Genomic DNA, 17,678 nt, shown 5'->3' on the forward strand with positions numbered 1-17,678 from the left:
TCACCTTTTTGCGCTGAATGGGGCAAAACTAAGAAATTTTCCCGGTTTTGCCTGGACGCTGTCGCAGGCCACTTTTCCTGTGGATTTTTACAATGCCTGCCATTCGCAGGTATAAAAATTAGCTCAGGAGTAATCCATGCTGGCCTTCTTAAACCAGGTACGCAAGCCGACCCTGGATCTGCCGCTCGATGTGCGGCGTAAAATGTGGTTCAAGCCGTTCATGCAGTCCTATCTGGTGGTTTTTATCGGCTACCTGACCATGTACCTGATCCGCAAAAACTTTAACATCGCGCAGAACGACATGATTTCTACCTACGGGTTGAGCATGACCGAGCTGGGGATGATTGGCCTGGGCTTCTCGATCACCTACGGCGTGGGGAAAACGCTGGTTTCCTACTACGCTGACGGTAAAAATACCAAGCAGTTTCTACCGTTTATGTTGATCCTCTCCGCTATCTGTATGCTCGGCTTCAGCGCCAGCATGGGCGCGGGGTCAACCAGCCTGTTTCTGATGATCGCTTTCTATGCCCTGAGCGGTTTCTTCCAGAGTACCGGCGGATCGTGCAGCTACTCGACCATCACTAAATGGACTCCGCGTCGTAAACGCGGCACCTTTCTCGGCTTCTGGAATATCTCCCACAACCTCGGCGGCGCGGGCGCGGCAGGCGTGGCGCTGTTCGGCGCCAACTACCTGTTCGACGGTCACGTCATCGGCATGTTTATCTTCCCGTCGATTATCGCGCTGATTGTTGGCTTTATCGGTCTGCGTTTTGGCAGCGACTCCCCAGAGTCTTACGGTCTGGGCAAAGCTGAAGAACTGTTCGGCGAAGAGATCAGCGAAGAGGACAAAGAGACTGAAGAAAACGAAATGACCAAGTGGCAGATCTTTGTTGAATATGTGTTGAAAAACAAAGTGATCTGGCTGCTGTGCTTCTCCAATATCTTCCTGTATGTGGTACGTATTGGTATCGACCAGTGGTCAACCGTCTACGCCTTCCAGGAACTGAAACTTTCTAAAGAGGTGGCGATTCAGGGCTTTACCTTGTTTGAAGTGGGCGCGCTGGTCGGCACGTTGCTGTGGGGCTGGCTCTCTGACCTGGCGAACGGTCGTCGTGCGCTGGTAGCCTGTGTGGCGCTGGCGTTAATCATCGCCACCCTCGGCGTCTACCAGCACGCCAGCAACCAGTATGTCTATCTGGCCTCGCTGTTCGCGCTCGGTTTCCTGGTGTTTGGGCCGCAGCTATTAATTGGCGTGGCGGCAGTCGGTTTCGTACCGAAAAAAGCCATCGGCGCTGCGGACGGTATCAAAGGAACCTTCGCTTATCTTATCGGCGATAGCTTTGCCAAGCTGGGTCTGGGCATGATTGCCGACGGCACCCCCGTTTTTGGTCTGACCGGCTGGGCGGGCACCTTCGCCGCGCTGGACGCCGCCGCGATCGGCTGTATCTGCCTGATGGCGATGGTCGCCGTGATGGAAGAGCGCAAAATCCGCCGTGAGAAAAAAATTCAGCAAGTTAATATCGCTTAAATGTGTGCATTTGGTAACGTTTTGCCCGGCTTAACGCCGGGCTTTTTTATGCCTTGCGTTCGTCAGACAGGACATCCGGCGTCTGGCGTAAATGAAGACAGGCGTTAATAAATCACATCCTGACAGGCCAGAACGTCGACAGTTATAAATTTACCGTTATGATGGGCATCCTGTTTGGTGACGGATGTGCGCATGATTTGGTTGATTCTGGCCACGTTTGTGGTGGTGTTTATTGTGGGGTTTCGGGTACTGACATCGGATACCCGCCGGGCGATTCGCCGCCTGAGCGAACGTCTGAATATTGATGTAGTGCCGATAGAATCGATGATTGATCAGATGGGTAAAACGGCGGGCGGTGAATTTTTACAGTATCTGCATCGCCCTGATGAGTCGCATTTGCAAAATGCCGCTCAGGTGTTACTGATCTGGCAAATGGTGATTGTCGATGGCGGCGATCAGAATTTGCAGCGGTGGCATCGCTTGCTGCAAAAAGCGCGTTTAGCTGCGCCGATCACCGACACACAGGTACGGCTGGCGCTGGGCTTTTTGCGCGAAATGGAACCCGATATGCAGGAGTTCAACGCGTTTCAACTGCGCTATAACGCCTTTTTTCAGCCGGAAGAGGGTGTCCACTGGTTGCATTGATACTCTTCACTATCTCGTTAACAAAAGACGAGATGAATGAGGCTGGCAAGGGCGGCGAGCCACGATTAACGGCCGGATGGCGCGATTCATCGTTAGCCAAATAAAGCGTAGCCGCCATCGTATTTGCTAAGGGTGAACCACAGAAGTAACGTACCGAATAACCGCTAACGACGCCAAAACGTCAGAGACTTGTAGCTCATCATTTCTGTGACATATATCACGGAAATGTGATCTTGTTTTGAACACTAAAACTGTGACTCCTTGCCATACCTCCTGTCTCAAAATTTCTTATCATAAACTCGAAGTTGTACATGATTGTCTATAGACAACTCTAAATGTTTAGGCGCGCCCCATGAAAACATTGTAGTGGCACACTGAATTTGCCCACCCCCAGACATCCGACTTAGTCTTAACAGACCATCGGTAAAACCCTCATACCAGCACCTTTAGCCCGTGTTTTTGGACAACATTAAGTAGTTTCAGTGACATCCCGCTGGGACGCTTGGCGCCGCTTTCCCACTTTTGAACCGTTGATACGCTGGTATTCAGGTACCGAGCGAAAACCGACTGGCTAACGTTGAGTTCTTCTCGTAACGCTTTTATTTCAAGTGGCTGCAGGTCTTTGATGCTGCTTAAGCAGGCCGTGTCAAAACTGCGCATTGTCTCCTGGGGAATGGCATCCACGCTAAATAATCCAGATGCCGCGCTATGAATCGCTTCAAAGGCAGGGCTTTTGAATTTAGTTTTTGCTGACATGGCGCACCTCTACCAGTTCTTTGTTATTAATGAGTGCCGTTATCTGATCTTCGGTCAGGCAAGCATAGTGTTTTGCTAACTCACGGAAACCCGCGAGTTCGCGATAGCTAATGTTGGCCATATCCTGTTTGGCATACAGGAAGGTGTAAAACCAATGTTCGCCTCCCTTTGCCAACACAATTGCGCGATCGCGGTTTTGATTGAGACGTTTTTTATAAACTCCGCCGCCGAGATTATCTGCTTTTCCTTGCAGTACGGCGTTGATGGCCTCGCTTAACTCGTCGTCTTTTATCGTGTGGGACTTCGCTTCTCTGTTAAACCACCTGGTTTTGAAGATTCGCATCAGGTTGACATCCTGTAATCTAAAGTATAGCACCAGGTGATACACTATGTCTTACCTTTTGGTTTTGCACGCAGCGAGAGAAGATAATTCTCAACGCTCGACCAGCCTCGCAAAATGCAGCGCAACAATGTCAGTTGCTAAAACGTTAATCAGATCACATTTTGTAATGTTACACTGAGTGGATTTCCGCACTAAAACGACGCAGGTAACCACAATGAATGAAAATATCGCAGAAAAATTCCGCGCTGATGGGGTTGCCAGGCCTAACTGGTCAGCCGTTTTTGCCGTGGCGTTTTGTGTCGCCTGCCTGATTACCGTTGAGTTTTTGCCCGTTAGTCTGTTGACGCCGATGGCGCAGGATCTGGGGATCTCCGAGGGCGTCGCCGGTCAGTCGGTCACCGTTACGGCGTTTGTCGCGATGTTTTCCAGCCTGTTCATTACCCAGATTATTCAGGCGACCGACAGGCGTTATATCGTTATTCTGTTCGCCGTTTTGCTGACGGCTTCTTGTCTGATGGTCTCCTTTGCCAACAGCTTTACGCTGCTATTGCTGGGCCGCGCCTGTCTTGGGTTGGCGCTGGGCGGATTCTGGGCGATGTCGGCGTCGCTGACCATGCGACTGGTTCCCGCGCGTACCGTGCCGAAAGCGCTGTCGGTGATTTTTGGCGCGGTTTCCATCGCGTTAGTGATCGCCGCGCCGCTGGGCAGTTTTTTGGGCGGTATTATTGGCTGGCGTAATGTCTTTAACGCCGCTGCGGTGATGGGCGTACTGTGCGTCATCTGGGTGGTGAAATCACTGCCGTCGCTGCCGGGCGAACCTTCTCACCAGAAACAGAATATGTTTAGCCTGTTGCAACGCCCTGGCGTGATGGCCGGGATGATCGCCATCTTTATGTCTTTTGCCGGGCAGTTCGCTTTCTTTACCTATATTCGCCCGGTCTATATGAATCTGGCGGGCTTTGACGTTGATGGTCTGACTCTGGTGTTGCTAAGCTTTGGTATTGCCAGCTTCGTTGGCACTTCTTTCTCATCTTATGTCCTGAAACGTTCGGTAAAACTGGCGCTGGCCGGTGCGCCGCTGCTACTGGCGCTGAGCGCGCTGACGCTCATTGTGTGGGGAAGCGACAAAACCGTGGCGGCGGCAATAGCGATTGTCTGGGGACTGGCGTTTGCGCTGGTGCCGGTGGGATGGTCAACGTGGATCACTCGTTCCCTTGCCGATCAGGCGGAAAAAGCCGGTTCCATCCAGGTCGCGGTGATTCAACTGGCAAATACCTGTGGCGCGGCGGTGGGCGGTTATGCGCTCGACAATTTCGGGCTGCTTTCGCCGCTGGCGCTTTCCGGCGGTCTGATGCTGTTGACGGCGTTAGTCGTGGCGGCGAAAGTCCGTATTACGCCAATGAGTTGATATTGCTGCCATTTGTAGGCCGGATACGACGTTAGTCGTTATCCGGCAATAATAAATGCTTAATCAAAACCGTTATGCTCTGCGGTGGCGGCAAACCATTCTCCGCTTTTTTTCACCGTGCGCGTTTGGGTGGCTAAATCCAGTTGTACAAAACCATAGCGATTTTTATAGCCGTTCAGCCATGACCAGTTATCGATAAAGGTCCACATGTGGTAGCCAAGACAGTGACAGCCCTCGCTAATGCCTTTATGCAGCCATTTAAGATGCTCAGAGATAAAGTCAATCCGGTAATCATCGTGAATCTGTCCCGCTTGCACAAAACGCTGCTCGTTCTCAACGCCCATCCCGTTTTCGGAGATAAAACAGCGCGGATTGCCGTAATTATCCCGTAGGTTGGTAATGATGTCGTAAATTCCTGGCGCGTAAATTTCCCAGCCGCGGTAAGGGTTCATCTTGCGCCCCGGCATGTCGTAATAGTCAAATAACCACTCCGGCATAAACGGCGCTTGCGGATTCACCGCCGTATCACGGCATTTCACGCGGCGCGGCTGATAATAGTTAATCCCCAGTAAATCGATTTTGCCGTCGGCAATAAGCTGACGGTCGCCTGGCTGACAGGCAGGCAACTGGTCATAGGTTTTCAGCAGCGCCACCAAGTCCGCCGGGTATTCTCCCTTTAATACCGGGTCAAGAAAACTGCGGTTGAATAACAGATCCGCATGATGCGCGGCTTGCACATCGGCGGGATGCTGCGAGCGTGGGTAGGACGGCGTCAGATTCAGCACTACGCCGATTTCACCGTCGTAGCGCCCGGCGCGCCAGGCGCGCACGGCGGTCGAGTGCGCCAGCACGGTATGGTACGCCACGGTGGCCGCACGTTTAAAATCCACCACATTGGGATAGTGGAAGTCGTACAAATAGCCGCCCTCCACCGGCACAATCGGCTCGTTAAAGGTAAACCAGTGCTTCACGCGGTCGCCAAACAAGGTAAAACACGTTTGCGCGTACCGACCAAACGCCTCTACGACGTCGCGATTTTCCCAGCCGCCTTTCTCCTGCATGACCATCGGCATATCAAAATGGAACAGCGTAATAAACGGCGTGATGCCCTGCGCCAGTAGCTCGTCGATGACGTGATTGTAGAAGCTCACCGCTTGTGGATTCACCTCGCCTACGCCGTCTGGAATGAGCCGCGCCCAGCTTAGTGAGGTGCGAAAACTGTTATGTTTTAACTGTTTCAGTAGCGCGATGTCTTGCTTCCAGTGGCGATAGAACGTTGAGGTTTCCGCTGGGCCGACGCCCTGGTGAAAACGACCCGGCTGGCGCTCGAACCACACATCCCACGTGGTCTGGCTTTTACCGCCATTCAGACTATCCCCTTCGGTTTGCAACGCTGAGCAGGCGCTGCCCCACCAGAAGTTATCGGGAAAACGGTATCGCATTGTCGTACTCCTTGATCGCGTAAATTTGCTCCAGAATACGCGGTTTTAGCGAACAGAAACCGGTTACAGTCCGCATTTTCGCGACCAAAAAGCGGAAAAGCGGTGCTACATCTCCGGGCATTCCACCTTGCCGAGAGCCTGCCAGTAGTTATGCTGATTGTTGCGCTCTATCGCGATCATCGCCTCCCGAATATGCTGCTGGTTCCCCTCGCTCGCCATGATTTTTTTCTCCCAGGCTTCATCGGTTAGCGTGCCTTTGGGCGTACACATTTTGCGCAAATCCTTTAAAATCGTATTTTTTTCATGCACCGACTGGAGTGAGCTAAACGGAGAGTCGGCATACGTGACGCCAGGTAGCGCGACAAGCGCGGCAATAAGCAGAAGCGTTTTTCGTTTCATAAACGGTATCCTTATCGGTTTGCACTTTTTCAAGAGTAAGTGTAGACCGTGCGACGTTCACTCATCGGGGCGTGCTACCCGTTGGCGTTGAAGTCAGGCAAAAGTGGGAAGGCGGTTTCTCGCTGCGCCTTCACTTTCTTGCGTGGCAGAATAGTGTATGTTCTGACTACTCTTTTATTTCGTAAGCGGTAGTGTAATGAGACGTATTGAGATCGTACTGGGAGAGCTGGAACGGCTGACGCGCGGGCTATACCTTGCCGATTTGGCGCAGGAGACGGCGTTTACGGCGGAGGCGATAGGTTTCAATCTTGGGCTGGCACGTAACTCCGTCAGCAAAGATCTCAATCAGTTATGGAATGACGGGCTGGCAATCAAAAGCCGTGGCCGCCCGGTCTATTTTTTGCATCGCCAGGCGCTGGAAACGTTGCTGGGACGTCAGCTGGAAGAGTCTGAACGCGAGGTGCGGTCGGTGGCGGATGTGCTGCCGCATGAAGAGCATTACGCGCCCGACGATCCGTTTACCAGCCTGATTGGTTACGATCGCAGCCTGCGCGATGCGGTAGAAAAAGGCCGTGCGGCGGTGCTCTATCCGCACGGTTTACACGTTCTGCTTACCGGACCGTCCGGCGTCGGTAAAACCTTTTTTGCGGAACTGATGCACCGTTTCGCCTGTGAACAGGCGAGCGGCGCTATCCCGCCGCTGGTCTACTTTAACTGCGCGGAATACGCCCATAACCCGGAACTGCTCTCCTCGCATCTGTTTGGTCATCGGCAGGGGGCGTTTACCGGCGCGAATGAACATAAAACAGGCCTCGTGGAGCAGGCGGACGGTGGTTATCTGCTGCTGGACGAGGTGCACCGTCTGTCTTATGAAGGGCAGGAAAAGCTGTTCTCTATTCTGGATAAAGGCGAGTACCGTCCGCTTGGCGTGAGCAGCCAGCCGCGATCAATTTCGGTACGCCTGATTTGCGCCACTACCGAGCCGGTCGGGTCGGCGCTGTTACGTACTTTCCAGCGGCGTATTCAGGTATGTATTGATTTGCCGGGCATTCGCCAGCGCTCCGTTGAAGAACAGATCGAAATGATCGTGGGGTTCTTACAGCGGGAAAGCCGCAAAATAGAACGTACGGTCAGCATTGATAAACCGTTGTTGCTCTGGTTGCTGAATAAACCCCTGGAAGGCAATATCGGTCAGCTAAAAAGCGATATTCAGTTTCTTTGCGCTCAGGCGTGGGCATCGGGAATGACCGAGCATAACGACACGCTACAGCTGGATAAGCGGCTGGCGGAGATGTCGGTTAACCCGACGCCGGAACAGCGTCTATTGGTGGATACTCTGTTTGACGGTAAAGCGCGGCTAAATATAGACGCGCGCACGCTGCCCGCATTGAAGACGTCGCTGGCGACCGGGGCGGAAATTGAAGAGAGCGACCTCTTTTACAGCTTCCTGACGCGCGAATATGTTAATTTGCGCAACAGTAACGTCCCCCCGGCGGAGACGCTGGCGATCCTGAAAAATAAACTCAGCTCGATTTTTGAATACGGTCTCTACAGCCGCGACAGCGTGGCGCATCCGCCGCGCTATGGCGACCAGATTGAAGAGCGCGTGACGCTGCTGATTGGCTGCGTAGAGCAGGTGTTGGGATTTTCGCTGCCGGAAAATCTGGTTAACCCACTGCGTAAACACTTCCTGGCGCTGATAGGCTACGTGCAGCGCGGCCTGATCCCGCAGCTTTACTCTTCCAGTTTGATCCTGGATCGCTGCAAAGACGAATATGACAACGCCACGCTGCTGTGTCGGAAAATCAACGAACTGCTGCATATTCAGTGTCCGGCGACGGAAGTGGTCTGGCTATGCCTGTTCCTGAAAGAGTGCCGCCATTATCGTCAGCGCATCGATGCCAGCCCCGACTGCGGGGTCATTTTGATCGCCCACGGCGCGACCACCGCCACCAGTCAGGCGCAATATGTCAACCGCGTGCTGGAGCGCGAGCTGTTCAGCGCCATCGACATGCCGTTTGAACAGTCGGTGCATGACACGCTGGAAACGCTGACCCAAATGATTCAAACCCGCCAATATCGGCGGCTTATCCTGTTGGTGGACATCGGTTCATTAATCCATTTCGGCAGTACGATCAGTAAGTTATTCCAGATAGATGTTTTGCTCATGCCGAACATCACGCTGACCAGTCTACTGGAAGTCGGGCTGGATTTAAGCTATGAAACCAGCGACTTACCACAGCTGACGGCGCTCCTGCAGAGTAAAAATATCCCCTGCCAGCTTTGTACGCCGCAGCAGGAGAACGGCGGCAAAGTGCTGGTCATCTCCTGTATTACCGGCATGGGAACGGCGGAAAAAATCAAAAAGGTGCTGGAGGAGAGCTTTGGCGAACTGATGTCGCAGGACACCAGGATGGTGATCCTTGATTATAACGAGGTACGTAGTCTGGAGCGCGTTCAGCAGGCATTGAATGCCAGCGAGCGGCTGGCGGGGATTGTCGGCACTTTCCAGCCGGGGTTGCCGGATATTCCGTTTATTTCGCTGGAAGAGCTTTTCTCCGAACAAGGGCCGGAACTGGTGTTGAGCCTGTTAACGCCCGATCTGTCCAACGCTGAACGCCGTCTGGAGATGGAGCGCAGCGCGATGCGCTTTATCAGCGCGCTAACGATGGAGAGCATCATCAACCATATTTCTGTGCTTAACCCGCAGCGTATTCTGAAAGAGATGGAGGGCGTTTTTAACCATCTGACGTCTTCGCTTTCCCTGAAACCAAGCCGCCAGGTGACACTGCGCTTCCTGATCCACTGCTGCTGTATGGTAGAGCGTATTGTGATTAACCGAAAACCGTTACAGATGGCGCTGGAAAGTCAGCCGAATCTGGACGCGCGCGCGTTTAGTGTCATCAAATCCGCTTTTCTGCCGATCGAAGACGCCTACGCCATCCGTTTATCGGATGCGGAATATTTTTATATCTACGAACTGCTCTATAGCTAATCCTTTTACTGGCGGGGCTTCGCGCCTCGCCAGACCTTTCTTCTTCCTCGCGTGACACAAATTCTGGCACAACCTTTGCTCTTCTGATGATGCGTTATGCCGGATAGCGGCGTAAACGCCTTATCCGGCCTACCGGGAGTGTCCTGTAGGTCCGGTAAGCGCAGTGCCACCGGGCAATATATGCCGGTGTTCTCATGTAATTGCGCCAGGAGGCCATTATTTTGACTACCACACAACCGTTGCCCCACATCCTGCTGCTGACGCATGGCGGCTGGGGACAACCGCTTTGCAACAGCCTGCGTATGGTCACGGGCGAAATTAAAGGCGTGACGGAAATCGCGCTAATGCCTGTCGATACGCTGGGCGAGTTTTATCAACGCGTCGAGGCCGTGGTGAAAACGCTGCCGGAAGGCTCGCTGATCCTGACGGATTTTGTCGGCGGCACGACGTCCAACGTCGCGGCTCGGCTAAGCGCCGATTATCCGGTGGCGGTGATTGCCGGATTGAATGCGTCGCTACTGCTGGAGGCGCTGGACAGGCGCGAACAAGGGATGCTAACCGCCTGCGTGGATGAGTTAGTTGAGGCCGGGCGCAGTAGCTGCCTGGATGTGGTCGCCCATGTACGTCAGCTACAACAATCACTCTAAGGAAAACATCATGGCCAATATCGTTTTATGCCGCATCGACAGCCGTCTCATTCATGGACAGGTTGTCACGAAGTGGGTCGGACAATCTCAGGCGAACCGGATAGCCGTTGTGAGTGATGAACTGGACGCCGATCCGTTTATGAAAAATATCTACCTGATGGCGGCGCCGCCAAATATCAAAGTGGATTGCTTCGGCAACCAGAGTTTTGCCGCTGCATGGAAAGAAAATCAGCTTGGCGACGGTAACGTGCTGGTGCTTTTTCCCTCACTGGCGGCGGTGCAGGACGCCATACAATTGGGCTTTGACGTCACCCGCATTCAGGTTGGCGGTCTCGGCGGCGGGCCAAACCGCAAGGCGGTTTTTCAGAATATTACGCTGGATGAAAAAGACGTCGGCATTCTTAACGACCTGAAAAACCGTGGCGTTCAGGTATTTTTCCAGACCATTCCGGAAGATAAGCCGCAGCCGCTCGACGATATCCTGAAAAAATTCTAACCCTTTAATAGACACAAAATCATTCTGGATGCATCGAGGCGGCAACTGAGTGAATCCCCTGGAGCTTACTAAAGTAAGTGACTGGGGTGAGCGAAGGCAGCCAACAAAGAGGCAGCCTGAAGGATGAAGTGTATAGGATAACACTATGGATACCTTACTTTTTGCAAGCCTGATGGGGTTGTATTACTGGTTTGCCCGTTTACGCCTCGGCTACACCTTCTCCGCGATGCTGTTACAACCGGTGGTGATCGCGGTATTTGTCGGGCTTTTGCTTGGCAATATGCAGACCGCGATGATCATCGGCGCAGGGATGCAGCTCGTTTATTTGGGCGTGACCTCAACGCCGGGCGGCAACGTGCCGTCGGACCCGGCGCTGGCGGCCTGTATCTCCATTCCTATCGCGGTGAAGGCCGGTATGGACCCAAACCTGGCGATCGCGCTGGCAATCCCGTTTGGCGTGATTGGCGTGTTTCTCGATCAGCTTAGGCGCACGCTGAACGCCGCCTGGGTGCATATGGCGGATAAACACGCGGAAACGGCAAACATGGCGGGCATCATGCGTTGCGCCTTTCTTTACCCGGCATTGCTGGGGCTGGTGCTGCGCTTCCCGGTGGTCTTTGCCGCTAACTACTTTGGCCAGGATGTGGTGGAAAGTTTCCTTAAACTGATGCCGCACTGGTTAACCCACTCCTTTGAAATCATGGGCGGCATTCTGCCGGCGCTGGGCTTTGCCATCACCATTATGGTGATCGGTAAAAAGAGCCTGTTGCCGTGGTTTATCGGCGGGTTCTTCGCGGTGTTATACCTCAAGGTCGACATCATGGCGATGGCCATCTTCGGCACCTGTGTCGCCTTCCTGATTAAAGGCCTGGCGAAAAATGAAGGAGCAGCATGATGAGCAGTGACGTAATGCAACATGAACTGGTTGAGCGTGCGCGGGAAAGCGGGGCGCTGACCAAAGCAGATATCACCAAAGCCTGGTTTATCTACTGGCTGGGCGCCGAGGTTTCCAGCTCCTATGAGCGCTTACAAAGCCTGATTTTCTGCGCCTCGATGACGCCGATCATCAAAAAACTTTACCCGCAAAAAGAGGAGCAGGTAGAAGCGCTAAAACGCCACCTTAACTTCTTTAACTCCGAGCAGACTTTCGGCGCGGTGATTCAGGGCATCTCTATTGCCATGGAAGAACAAAAAACGCGCGGCGAGCCGATTAACGACTCGTCTATCACCGGCATTAAAACTGGCCTGATGGGGCCGCTTGCCGGGATGGGCGACTCGATTATCTGGGCGGCGGTGATGCCGCTGTTGATAGCGATCTTTATTCCGTTCGCGGCAAATGGCAGCGCGATGGGCGGTATTATCCCGCTGATTCTCTACCCGGCGATCACCCTGGCGATCAGCTACGGCATGGTCCACAAGGGGTATACGCTGGGGCGTGATTCGATTATCGGCCTGCTGCAAGGGGGGCGAATCAAAGAACTGATCTACGGGGCCAACGTGCTGGGTTTGATCATGATGGGCGCGCTTTCCGCCAGCTACGTCAAAATCACCACGCCGTTAAAAATTAGCGCTTTGAAAGGATCTGAAGTGGTGGTTCAGCAGATCCTCGACTCTATCGCGCCGGGCTTACTGCCACTGGCGGCGGTATTCGCCATCTACTTCTATCTGGTAAAAAAAGGGCCGCGCTACACCACCATTTTGCTGTCGATTGTCGCACTGAGCATAGTCTGTTCGTTGTTGGGAGTGCTGTAAATCATGACGCCGAATATCTATCAACAACTGGGGTTGAAAAAGGTCATTAACGCCTGCGGCAAAATGACCATTCTGGGCGTCTCAAGCGTCGCGCTGGAGGTCATGCAGGCCACCGCGCGCGCGGCTTCCGCTTTCGTCGAGATTGATGCGCTGGTGGAAAAAACCGGCGAACTGGTATCGCGCTATACGGGTGCTGAAGATAGCTATATCACCTCGTGCGCCTCGGCGGGTATTGCCATTGCCGTCGCTGCCGCTATCACCCACGGCGATCGGGCGCGCGTCGCCCTGATGCCGGACAGTACCGGTATGGCCAATGAGGTAGTGATGCTGCGCGGGCATAATGTGGACTACGGCGCGCCAGTCACCAGCGCCATTCGTCTTGGTGGCGGGCGCATAGTGGAAGTGGGGTCGAGCAATCTGTCGGCCCGCTGGCAACTGGAAAGCGCCATTAACGAAAAGACCGCCGCGCTACTGTATGTGAAATCACACCATTGCGTACAGAAAGGCATGTTGAGCATTGACGATTTTGTACAGGTGGCGCAGGCCAACCACCTGCCGTTGATTGTCGATGCCGCGGCGGAAGAGGATTTGCGCGGCTGGGTGGCGAGCGGCGCGGATATGGTTATCTATAGCGGCGCGAAAGCCTTTAATGCGCCAACCTCCGGCTTTATCACTGGTAAGAAAACGTGGATTGCCGCCTGTAAAGCGCAGCACCAGGGGATTGCCAGGGCAATGAAAATCGGCAAGGAAAACATGGTTGGGCTGGTGTATGCGCTGGAGAATTACCACCAGGGCCAGACGACCGTGACCGCAGCACAGTTACAGCCGGTCGCAGAAGCGATTTCCGCTATCCATGGACTTTATGCCGATATCGAACAGGATGAGGCCGGGCGTGCAATCTGGCGTATTCGTGTGCGGGTGAACGCATCTGAATTGGGGCTGAATGCGCAGGACGTCGAAGCGCAGTTGCGCGGCGGCGAGATAGCGATTTACGCCCGCAAATATCAGCTTCATCAGGGGGTTTTTAGCCTCGATCCACGCACGGTAGCCGAAGGGGAAATGGCATTGATTGTGGCGCGACTCAGGGAGATTGCAGAACATGCAGCAGATTAATTTTTATCGTCAGCGGGTAGCGATTAACGTACTGGCAAAGGATATCGCCAACGCGAAGGCTATCTATGAAGCCGCCGAAGGCCATGCGGTCATTGGCGTACTTTCCGCACAGTTCGCTACGGTAGAAGAGGGCGTGCCGGAGGTGAAACGCTGGATGGCGGAGGTGCCGTCTATCTCAGTGGGTCTGGGCGCAGGCGACCCGGCGCAGTACTACAAAGCGGCGATGATTGCCGCCCATACTCACCCGGCCCATGTCAACCAGACCTTTACCGGCAGCGGCTTCGCAGCGGGCGCACTGGCGGCGACAGGCGGCGAGCAAACACATATTAACGCCCTGGTCAGCCCGACGGGAACGCCTGGCGAGGTGGTGATTTCTACCGGCGTCAGCAGCAGCCAGGGAACGCCAGCCTGCGTTTCCTGTGAAGCGGCGGTACGCATGATGCAGGATATGGGCGCACATGCGGCGAAGTTTTTCCCGATGGGCGGCGAAAAGTCGTTACCGGAACTCTATGCGCTGGCGACAACCGCCGCCCGCCACGGCATGACGCTCATCGAGCCGACCGGCGGTATCTCACTGGATAATTTCGGTATTATCCTGCAAACCTGCCTGGAAGCAGGCGTGCCGCGCGTCATGCCGCATGTTTACAGCTCGATTATCGATCCGCAAACCGGCAATACGCGCCCCGAAGACATCATTCGGTTGATGGAGATAGTCAAAGCGCTGGTGTGAGATTTATCGCCGAAGAGCGCTGCGTTTACCTGGCCTACAGATGACGTGTATTTGTAGGCCCGGTTAGCGTTACGCTATCGGGCGATAATGCGTAGCAGGCTGGGCAAAAATGTACGTATTGCAGCCGTCAGTGATTCCCTTTCGAGCCTCCTCGCAGGGTTAAATTTTCCTGAATGCTGTCTGTATTTTTGGCGAGTACAGTGGCGTCATCTTATTCCTCAGGTGACGGATCGCCATGAAAAAAAGTCCCACGTCCACACCTCATGATGCGGTATTCAAAACGTTTTTACGCCATCCGGATACCGCGCGGGATTTTCTCAATATTCATCTTCCCCATTCGCTAAGAATACGTTGCGATCTGACGACGTTGAAACTGGCGCCAGACAGTTTTATCGAGAAAAATTTACGCGCGTTTTATTCCGATGTCCTTTGGTCGCTAAAAACGTGTGAAGGCGACGGTTATATCTATGTCGTTATAGAGCATCAGAGTACGCCGGACGCGCATATGGCGTTTCGGTTAATGCGTTACGCGACTGCCGCGATGCAGCGCCATCTGGATGCTGGCCATAAAACGTTACCGCTGGTGATTCCCATGCTGTTTTACCATGGCGCGAAAAGCCCGTATCCCTTTTCGCTGTGCTGGCTGGATGAGTTTGACGATCCTGCACTGGCGCGTCAGCTTTATGCGACGGCATTTCCACTGGTAGACATTACGGTGGTGCCGGATAACGAGATTATGCAGCATCGACGTATCGCGATGCTGGAGCTGGTACAAAAGCATATACGTCAGCGCGACCTGATGGGATTGGTCGAGCGCTTAGCGGTACTTCTGATTACGGGAAACGCTAATGACAGTCAGCTAAAAGCGCTGTTTAATTATTTGCTAATACAGCATGGCAGCACGCCTCGTTTTGGCAAGTTTATCCGCGAGGTGGCGCGTCGTGTTCCCCAACACAAGGAGAGATTAATGACGATCGTAGACAGAATACGTGAATCGGGGCGCAGAAAAGGTAAGCGTGAAGGCGTGCAACAAGGCATACAGCAAGGTATACATCAAGGTAAGCAGGAGGAAGCCTTGCGTATTGCGCATACGATGCTGGAACAGGGGATAGATCGGCAGATGGTGCTGATGATTACCGGGCTTTCTGACGAAGAGATTAAGGCAAAGCGCCATTAAACTTTTCCCTCTTCCGCCCGGTCATCGTGATTATCAACGGCGTTAAGCGGCCCGCGCGCGTCGACGGGAATCGAGGGAGATCAGAATCACTGACGAGAGAATGAGCAGCGTGCCCAGCCAGTCCGGCAAGGTAAAACTAATCCCCAACAGCAGCAGCGACAGCAGGGCGCTGCTTAACGGTTCCGCGCAGCTTAAAATGCTGGCTTTGGGGCCACCAATCAGTTGCGCGCCTTTCAAATACAGGCTGAACGTCAGCGACGTACCGATCACCACCAGGTAGAAAAAGGCCAGAATCAGGCTGCCGCTCACCGCAAAGTGCGTTCCTTCTTTAGCGTAGAAGGGCAGCAGAATAAGGCCGCCAAAGGACATACTCCAGCCGACCACTGGCAGTGTGCCGTATTGGGCGATTAGCCTGGAAGGCCAGGTCGTATAAAAGGCGGCGGCAAATGCGGAGGCGATACCCCAGAACAGCGCGCCTGAAGAGATCGACAGCGATGTTGGATTGCCGTGAGTCACCAGTAAAAAGGTGCCGATAAGCGATGTAAGAATGGCGGTTAAGACCAGAATGCCTGGTTGTGTTCTTCGCGCTAATGCAAACCACGCGACAATAATGGTCGGCGATAAAAATTGCAGCACTGTCGCGGTGGCGGCATTGGATTTTTCAATCGTGAGCAGGAAGGTTAGCTGAACGGTGAGTGCGCCCACCACGGAGAAAATCAGCAGACTCAGTGCATCTTTGCGGTTTTTAAGAATTGAAAATATCTTATCGCCGTGCATAAAGGAGAAGGTCACCAGTATCAGCCCGGCGAATAACAAACGTATCATCGTCAGGAACTGTGACGACATACGGCTTTGCTCCATGATGTACTGCGCGCAAACACCTGAACTCCCCCACAATACGGCGGCAATCAGGACGTTTAGCATCCCTTTTCTGGTGGAACCCATTTTTTCCTCGTCATGTTGTTTTATTTTTTTACGTGCAGGCATCATAACAGAGCTATCGCCGGTATTAAGCAGGAATTTATTGTTTAATGATTTCAGACGAGCCTGTTATTGACATAATATTGTCATTTTTTTGTCATAGAAAATATCAAACAAACTTAAACAAATCGTCACTATCCCCGCCTTTGCACTTTACAGAACATATTGACTGACTATAATAAGCGCAAATTCATGCAGGAGTAATATGTTGGACAGTCACTTTTACGTAAATCATCTGGCAAGTTAACGCACGCTATTCCTGCGCTGCTTGCCGAACTGGTGGGCAGCAATCTCCCCTTGTGACGATTGTCATCCCAATAATGTTACAACACGCGCATTGTCGCGAGGTAATCGTCATGTTCATGTTTAAACACGCTTTATTTCCTCCGCCGTTAACACGACGCTAATTGCCTCAGGGCAGAAATTTGTCGTGTGCTAAATATAGCACGTACTTATTCTTCCAGAAAAAATGGAGGAACGTATGTTAATGTTTCCTTATATTTTGAATTTACTGGCCGCTATGCTGTTGGGCGCGCTGATTGGCGCGGAAAGACAATGGCGTCAACGTATGGCGGGATTACGCACTAATGCGCTGGTGGCGACAGGCGCCGCCGTTTTTATTCTGAGCTCCATGACGACATCGCCAGACAGTCCCGGGAGAATTGCGGCGCAGATTGTCTCTGGTATTGGCTTTCTGGGGGCGGGCGTCATCATGCGCGAAGGGATGAATGTGCGCGGACTGAACACTGCGGCAACGCTATGGTGTTCGGCGGGCATCGGCGTGTTATGCGGCTTAGGGCAGTTCAAAAATGCGCTGGCGGCGACGATCATTATTCTTTGTGCCAATATTTTATTGCGTGAAGCGGCGCAGCGTATAAATCAACTCCCGGTATCCGCCGAGGCAGAAAAACGTTATATCCTGAAAGTAACCTGTAATAAAGAAGATGAGAGCGCGGTTCGTCAGTGGTTACTGAATATCGTAAAAGAGGCCGCGATCTGTTTACAAGGGTTAGGTTCGGTCCCCGCTCAGGAACAGGGCTATAAAGAAATTCGTGCCGAGCTCGTGGGTCATGCTGATTATCGTAAAACGCGAGAACTGATTATATCCAGAATAGGTGATAACGATAATATCACCGCAATTCACTGGAGCATTGATAGTCAATAATAGTTTTTTATTCAATTGCAACATTACGCCAGGCGTATAAGGAGGGAATGATGGATATTCCCGAGTCGATAAAATAAAACCCACTCAAAATAGTGAGTAAG

Annotated in this window: 17 protein-coding genes; 12 read left to right on the top strand and 5 right to left on the bottom strand. The window is 53.0% G+C overall.

The features are described from left to right. Window positions 1-136: 136 nt before the first annotated feature. On the top strand, window positions 137-1,528 hold the full coding sequence (gene uhpT, locus NA330_RS15670) for a hexose-6-phosphate:phosphate antiporter (protein ID WP_000879181.1): 1,392 nt from the start codon (window positions 137-139) through the stop codon (window positions 1,526-1,528). Between the two features lie 192 nt (window positions 1,529-1,720). After that, window positions 1,721-2,173: a DUF1198 domain-containing protein gene (locus tag NA330_RS15675; RefSeq protein ID WP_023242071.1), complete on the top strand. Its 453-nt coding sequence runs from the start codon at window positions 1,721-1,723 to the stop codon at window positions 2,171-2,173. Between the two features lie 432 nt (window positions 2,174-2,605). On the opposite strand, the gene NA330_RS15680 is transcribed toward NA330_RS15675, so the two are convergent. Both NA330_RS15680 and NA330_RS15685 read right to left on the bottom strand, forming a co-directional pair. Continuing rightward, on the bottom strand, window positions 2,606-2,929 hold the full coding sequence (locus NA330_RS15680; protein WP_001274842.1) for a helix-turn-helix domain-containing protein: 324 nt from the start codon (window positions 2,927-2,929) through the stop codon (window positions 2,606-2,608). Continuing rightward, on the bottom strand, window positions 2,913-3,272 hold the full coding sequence (locus NA330_RS15685; RefSeq protein WP_001217953.1) for a type II toxin-antitoxin system RelE/ParE family toxin: 360 nt from the start codon (window positions 3,270-3,272) through the stop codon (window positions 2,913-2,915). Before NA330_RS15685 ends, NA330_RS15680 begins: the two co-directional genes overlap by 17 nt. Before the next feature lie 214 nt (window positions 3,273-3,486). Here NA330_RS15685 and nepI point away from each other — a divergent pair, with 214 nt between their 5' ends. After that, window positions 3,487-4,680 carry a purine ribonucleoside efflux pump NepI gene (nepI, locus tag NA330_RS15690; RefSeq protein WP_001004799.1) on the top strand — a complete coding sequence of 398 codons (1,194 nt, stop codon included), beginning with the start codon at window positions 3,487-3,489 and terminating at the stop codon, window positions 4,678-4,680. 59 nt (window positions 4,681-4,739) lie between these two features. On the opposite strand, the gene NA330_RS15695 is transcribed toward nepI, so the two are convergent. Further along, window positions 4,740-6,122 (bottom strand): glycoside hydrolase family 1 protein, encoded by a 1,383-nt coding sequence (locus tag NA330_RS15695; RefSeq protein WP_020838462.1) that lies wholly within the window; start codon window positions 6,120-6,122, stop codon window positions 4,740-4,742. A 105-nt stretch (window positions 6,123-6,227) separates the two neighbouring features. Next, complete coding sequence (locus NA330_RS15700; RefSeq protein WP_023195523.1) at window positions 6,228-6,521, bottom strand: YicS family protein; 294 nt, start codon at window positions 6,519-6,521, stop codon at window positions 6,228-6,230. A 196-nt stretch (window positions 6,522-6,717) separates the two neighbouring features. Between NA330_RS15700 and dagR the strand changes: the two genes are divergently transcribed. From dagR to NA330_RS15740, 8 genes are all read left to right on the top strand, one after another. After that, window positions 6,718-9,516 carry a transcriptional regulator DagR gene (gene dagR, locus NA330_RS15705; RefSeq protein ID WP_023195522.1) on the top strand — a complete coding sequence of 933 codons (2,799 nt, stop codon included), beginning with the start codon at window positions 6,718-6,720 and terminating at the stop codon, window positions 9,514-9,516. Between the two features lie 221 nt (window positions 9,517-9,737). Continuing rightward, window positions 9,738-10,163 (top strand): PTS sugar transporter subunit IIA, encoded by a 426-nt coding sequence (locus NA330_RS15710; protein ID WP_000214106.1) that lies wholly within the window; start codon window positions 9,738-9,740, stop codon window positions 10,161-10,163. Window positions 10,164-10,173: 10 nt separating this feature from the next. Further along, complete coding sequence (locus NA330_RS15715; protein ID WP_001284295.1) at window positions 10,174-10,659, top strand: PTS system mannose/fructose/N-acetylgalactosamine-transporter subunit IIB; 486 nt, start codon at window positions 10,174-10,176, stop codon at window positions 10,657-10,659. Window positions 10,660-10,804: 145 nt separating this feature from the next. After that, the gene (locus NA330_RS15720; protein ID WP_000380259.1) at window positions 10,805-11,554 is read left to right on the top strand and encodes a PTS mannose/fructose/sorbose/N-acetylgalactosamine transporter subunit IIC; all 750 of its coding nucleotides are present in this window, start codon (window positions 10,805-10,807) and stop codon (window positions 11,552-11,554) included. Further along, window positions 11,551-12,411: a PTS system mannose/fructose/sorbose family transporter subunit IID gene (locus NA330_RS15725; protein ID WP_001526325.1), complete on the top strand. Its 861-nt coding sequence runs from the start codon at window positions 11,551-11,553 to the stop codon at window positions 12,409-12,411. Before NA330_RS15720 ends, NA330_RS15725 begins: the two co-directional genes overlap by 4 nt. Before the next feature lie 3 nt (window positions 12,412-12,414). Then, window positions 12,415-13,524 carry a D-glucosaminate-6-phosphate ammonia lyase gene (gene dgaE / locus NA330_RS15730; protein WP_023242070.1) on the top strand — a complete coding sequence of 370 codons (1,110 nt, stop codon included), beginning with the start codon at window positions 12,415-12,417 and terminating at the stop codon, window positions 13,522-13,524. Continuing rightward, complete coding sequence (gene dagF / locus NA330_RS15735) at window positions 13,511-14,254, top strand: 2-dehydro-3-deoxy-phosphogluconate aldolase (RefSeq protein WP_023242069.1); 744 nt, start codon at window positions 13,511-13,513, stop codon at window positions 14,252-14,254. The genes dgaE and dagF overlap by 14 nt, the downstream gene beginning before the upstream one ends. Window positions 14,255-14,489: 235 nt before the next feature. Continuing rightward, entirely contained in the window at window positions 14,490-15,431 is a 942-nt protein-coding gene (locus NA330_RS15740; protein WP_000749539.1) for an Rpn family recombination-promoting nuclease/putative transposase, read from the top strand. A gap of 42 nt (window positions 15,432-15,473) precedes the next feature. Here the strand turns inward: NA330_RS15740 and NA330_RS15745 are convergent, their stop codons facing one another. After that, complete coding sequence (locus NA330_RS15745; protein ID WP_023242068.1) at window positions 15,474-16,376, bottom strand: EamA family transporter; 903 nt, start codon at window positions 16,374-16,376, stop codon at window positions 15,474-15,476. 505 nt (window positions 16,377-16,881) lie between these two features. On the opposite strand from NA330_RS15745, the gene NA330_RS15750 reads away from it, so the two are divergent. After that, the gene (locus tag NA330_RS15750) at window positions 16,882-17,577 is read left to right on the top strand and encodes an MgtC family protein (protein ID WP_000392697.1); all 696 of its coding nucleotides are present in this window, start codon (window positions 16,882-16,884) and stop codon (window positions 17,575-17,577) included. Window positions 17,578-17,678 lie beyond the last annotated feature (101 nt).

Source organism: Salmonella sp. NW722, from assembly GCF_051702785.1.
GTDB classification, from domain to species: Bacteria; Pseudomonadota; Gammaproteobacteria; order Enterobacterales; family Enterobacteriaceae; genus Salmonella; species Salmonella enterica.

Bases quoted from the DNA above. Each gene is read 5' to 3' on its own strand.
- uhpT (WP_000879181.1), top strand. From the start codon at position 137: ATGCTGGCCTTCTTAAACCAGGTACGCAAGCCGACCCTGGATCTGCCG.
- NA330_RS15675 (WP_023242071.1), top strand. From the start codon at position 1,721: ATGATTTGGTTGATTCTGGCCACGTTTGTGGTGGTGTTTATTGTGGGG.
- NA330_RS15680 (WP_001274842.1), bottom strand. From the start codon at position 2,929: ATGTCAGCAAAAACTAAATTCAAAAGCCCTGCCTTTGAAGCGATTCAT.
- NA330_RS15685 (WP_001217953.1), bottom strand. From the start codon at position 3,272: ATGCGAATCTTCAAAACCAGGTGGTTTAACAGAGAAGCGAAGTCCCAC.
- nepI (WP_001004799.1), top strand. From the start codon at position 3,487: ATGAATGAAAATATCGCAGAAAAATTCCGCGCTGATGGGGTTGCCAGG.
- NA330_RS15695 (WP_020838462.1), bottom strand. From the start codon at position 6,122: ATGCGATACCGTTTTCCCGATAACTTCTGGTGGGGCAGCGCCTGCTCA.
- NA330_RS15700 (WP_023195523.1), bottom strand. From the start codon at position 6,521: ATGAAACGAAAAACGCTTCTGCTTATTGCCGCGCTTGTCGCGCTACCT.
- dagR (WP_023195522.1), top strand. From the start codon at position 6,718: ATGAGACGTATTGAGATCGTACTGGGAGAGCTGGAACGGCTGACGCGC.
- NA330_RS15715 (WP_001284295.1), top strand. From the start codon at position 10,174: ATGGCCAATATCGTTTTATGCCGCATCGACAGCCGTCTCATTCATGGA.
- NA330_RS15720 (WP_000380259.1), top strand. From the start codon at position 10,805: ATGGATACCTTACTTTTTGCAAGCCTGATGGGGTTGTATTACTGGTTT.
- NA330_RS15725 (WP_001526325.1), top strand. From the start codon at position 11,551: ATGATGAGCAGTGACGTAATGCAACATGAACTGGTTGAGCGTGCGCGG.
- dgaE (WP_023242070.1), top strand. From the start codon at position 12,415: ATGACGCCGAATATCTATCAACAACTGGGGTTGAAAAAGGTCATTAAC.
- dagF (WP_023242069.1), top strand. From the start codon at position 13,511: ATGCAGCAGATTAATTTTTATCGTCAGCGGGTAGCGATTAACGTACTG.
- NA330_RS15740 (WP_000749539.1), top strand. From the start codon at position 14,490: ATGAAAAAAAGTCCCACGTCCACACCTCATGATGCGGTATTCAAAACG.
- NA330_RS15745 (WP_023242068.1), bottom strand. From the start codon at position 16,376: ATGGGTTCCACCAGAAAAGGGATGCTAAACGTCCTGATTGCCGCCGTA.
- NA330_RS15750 (WP_000392697.1), top strand. From the start codon at position 16,882: ATGGAGGAACGTATGTTAATGTTTCCTTATATTTTGAATTTACTGGCC.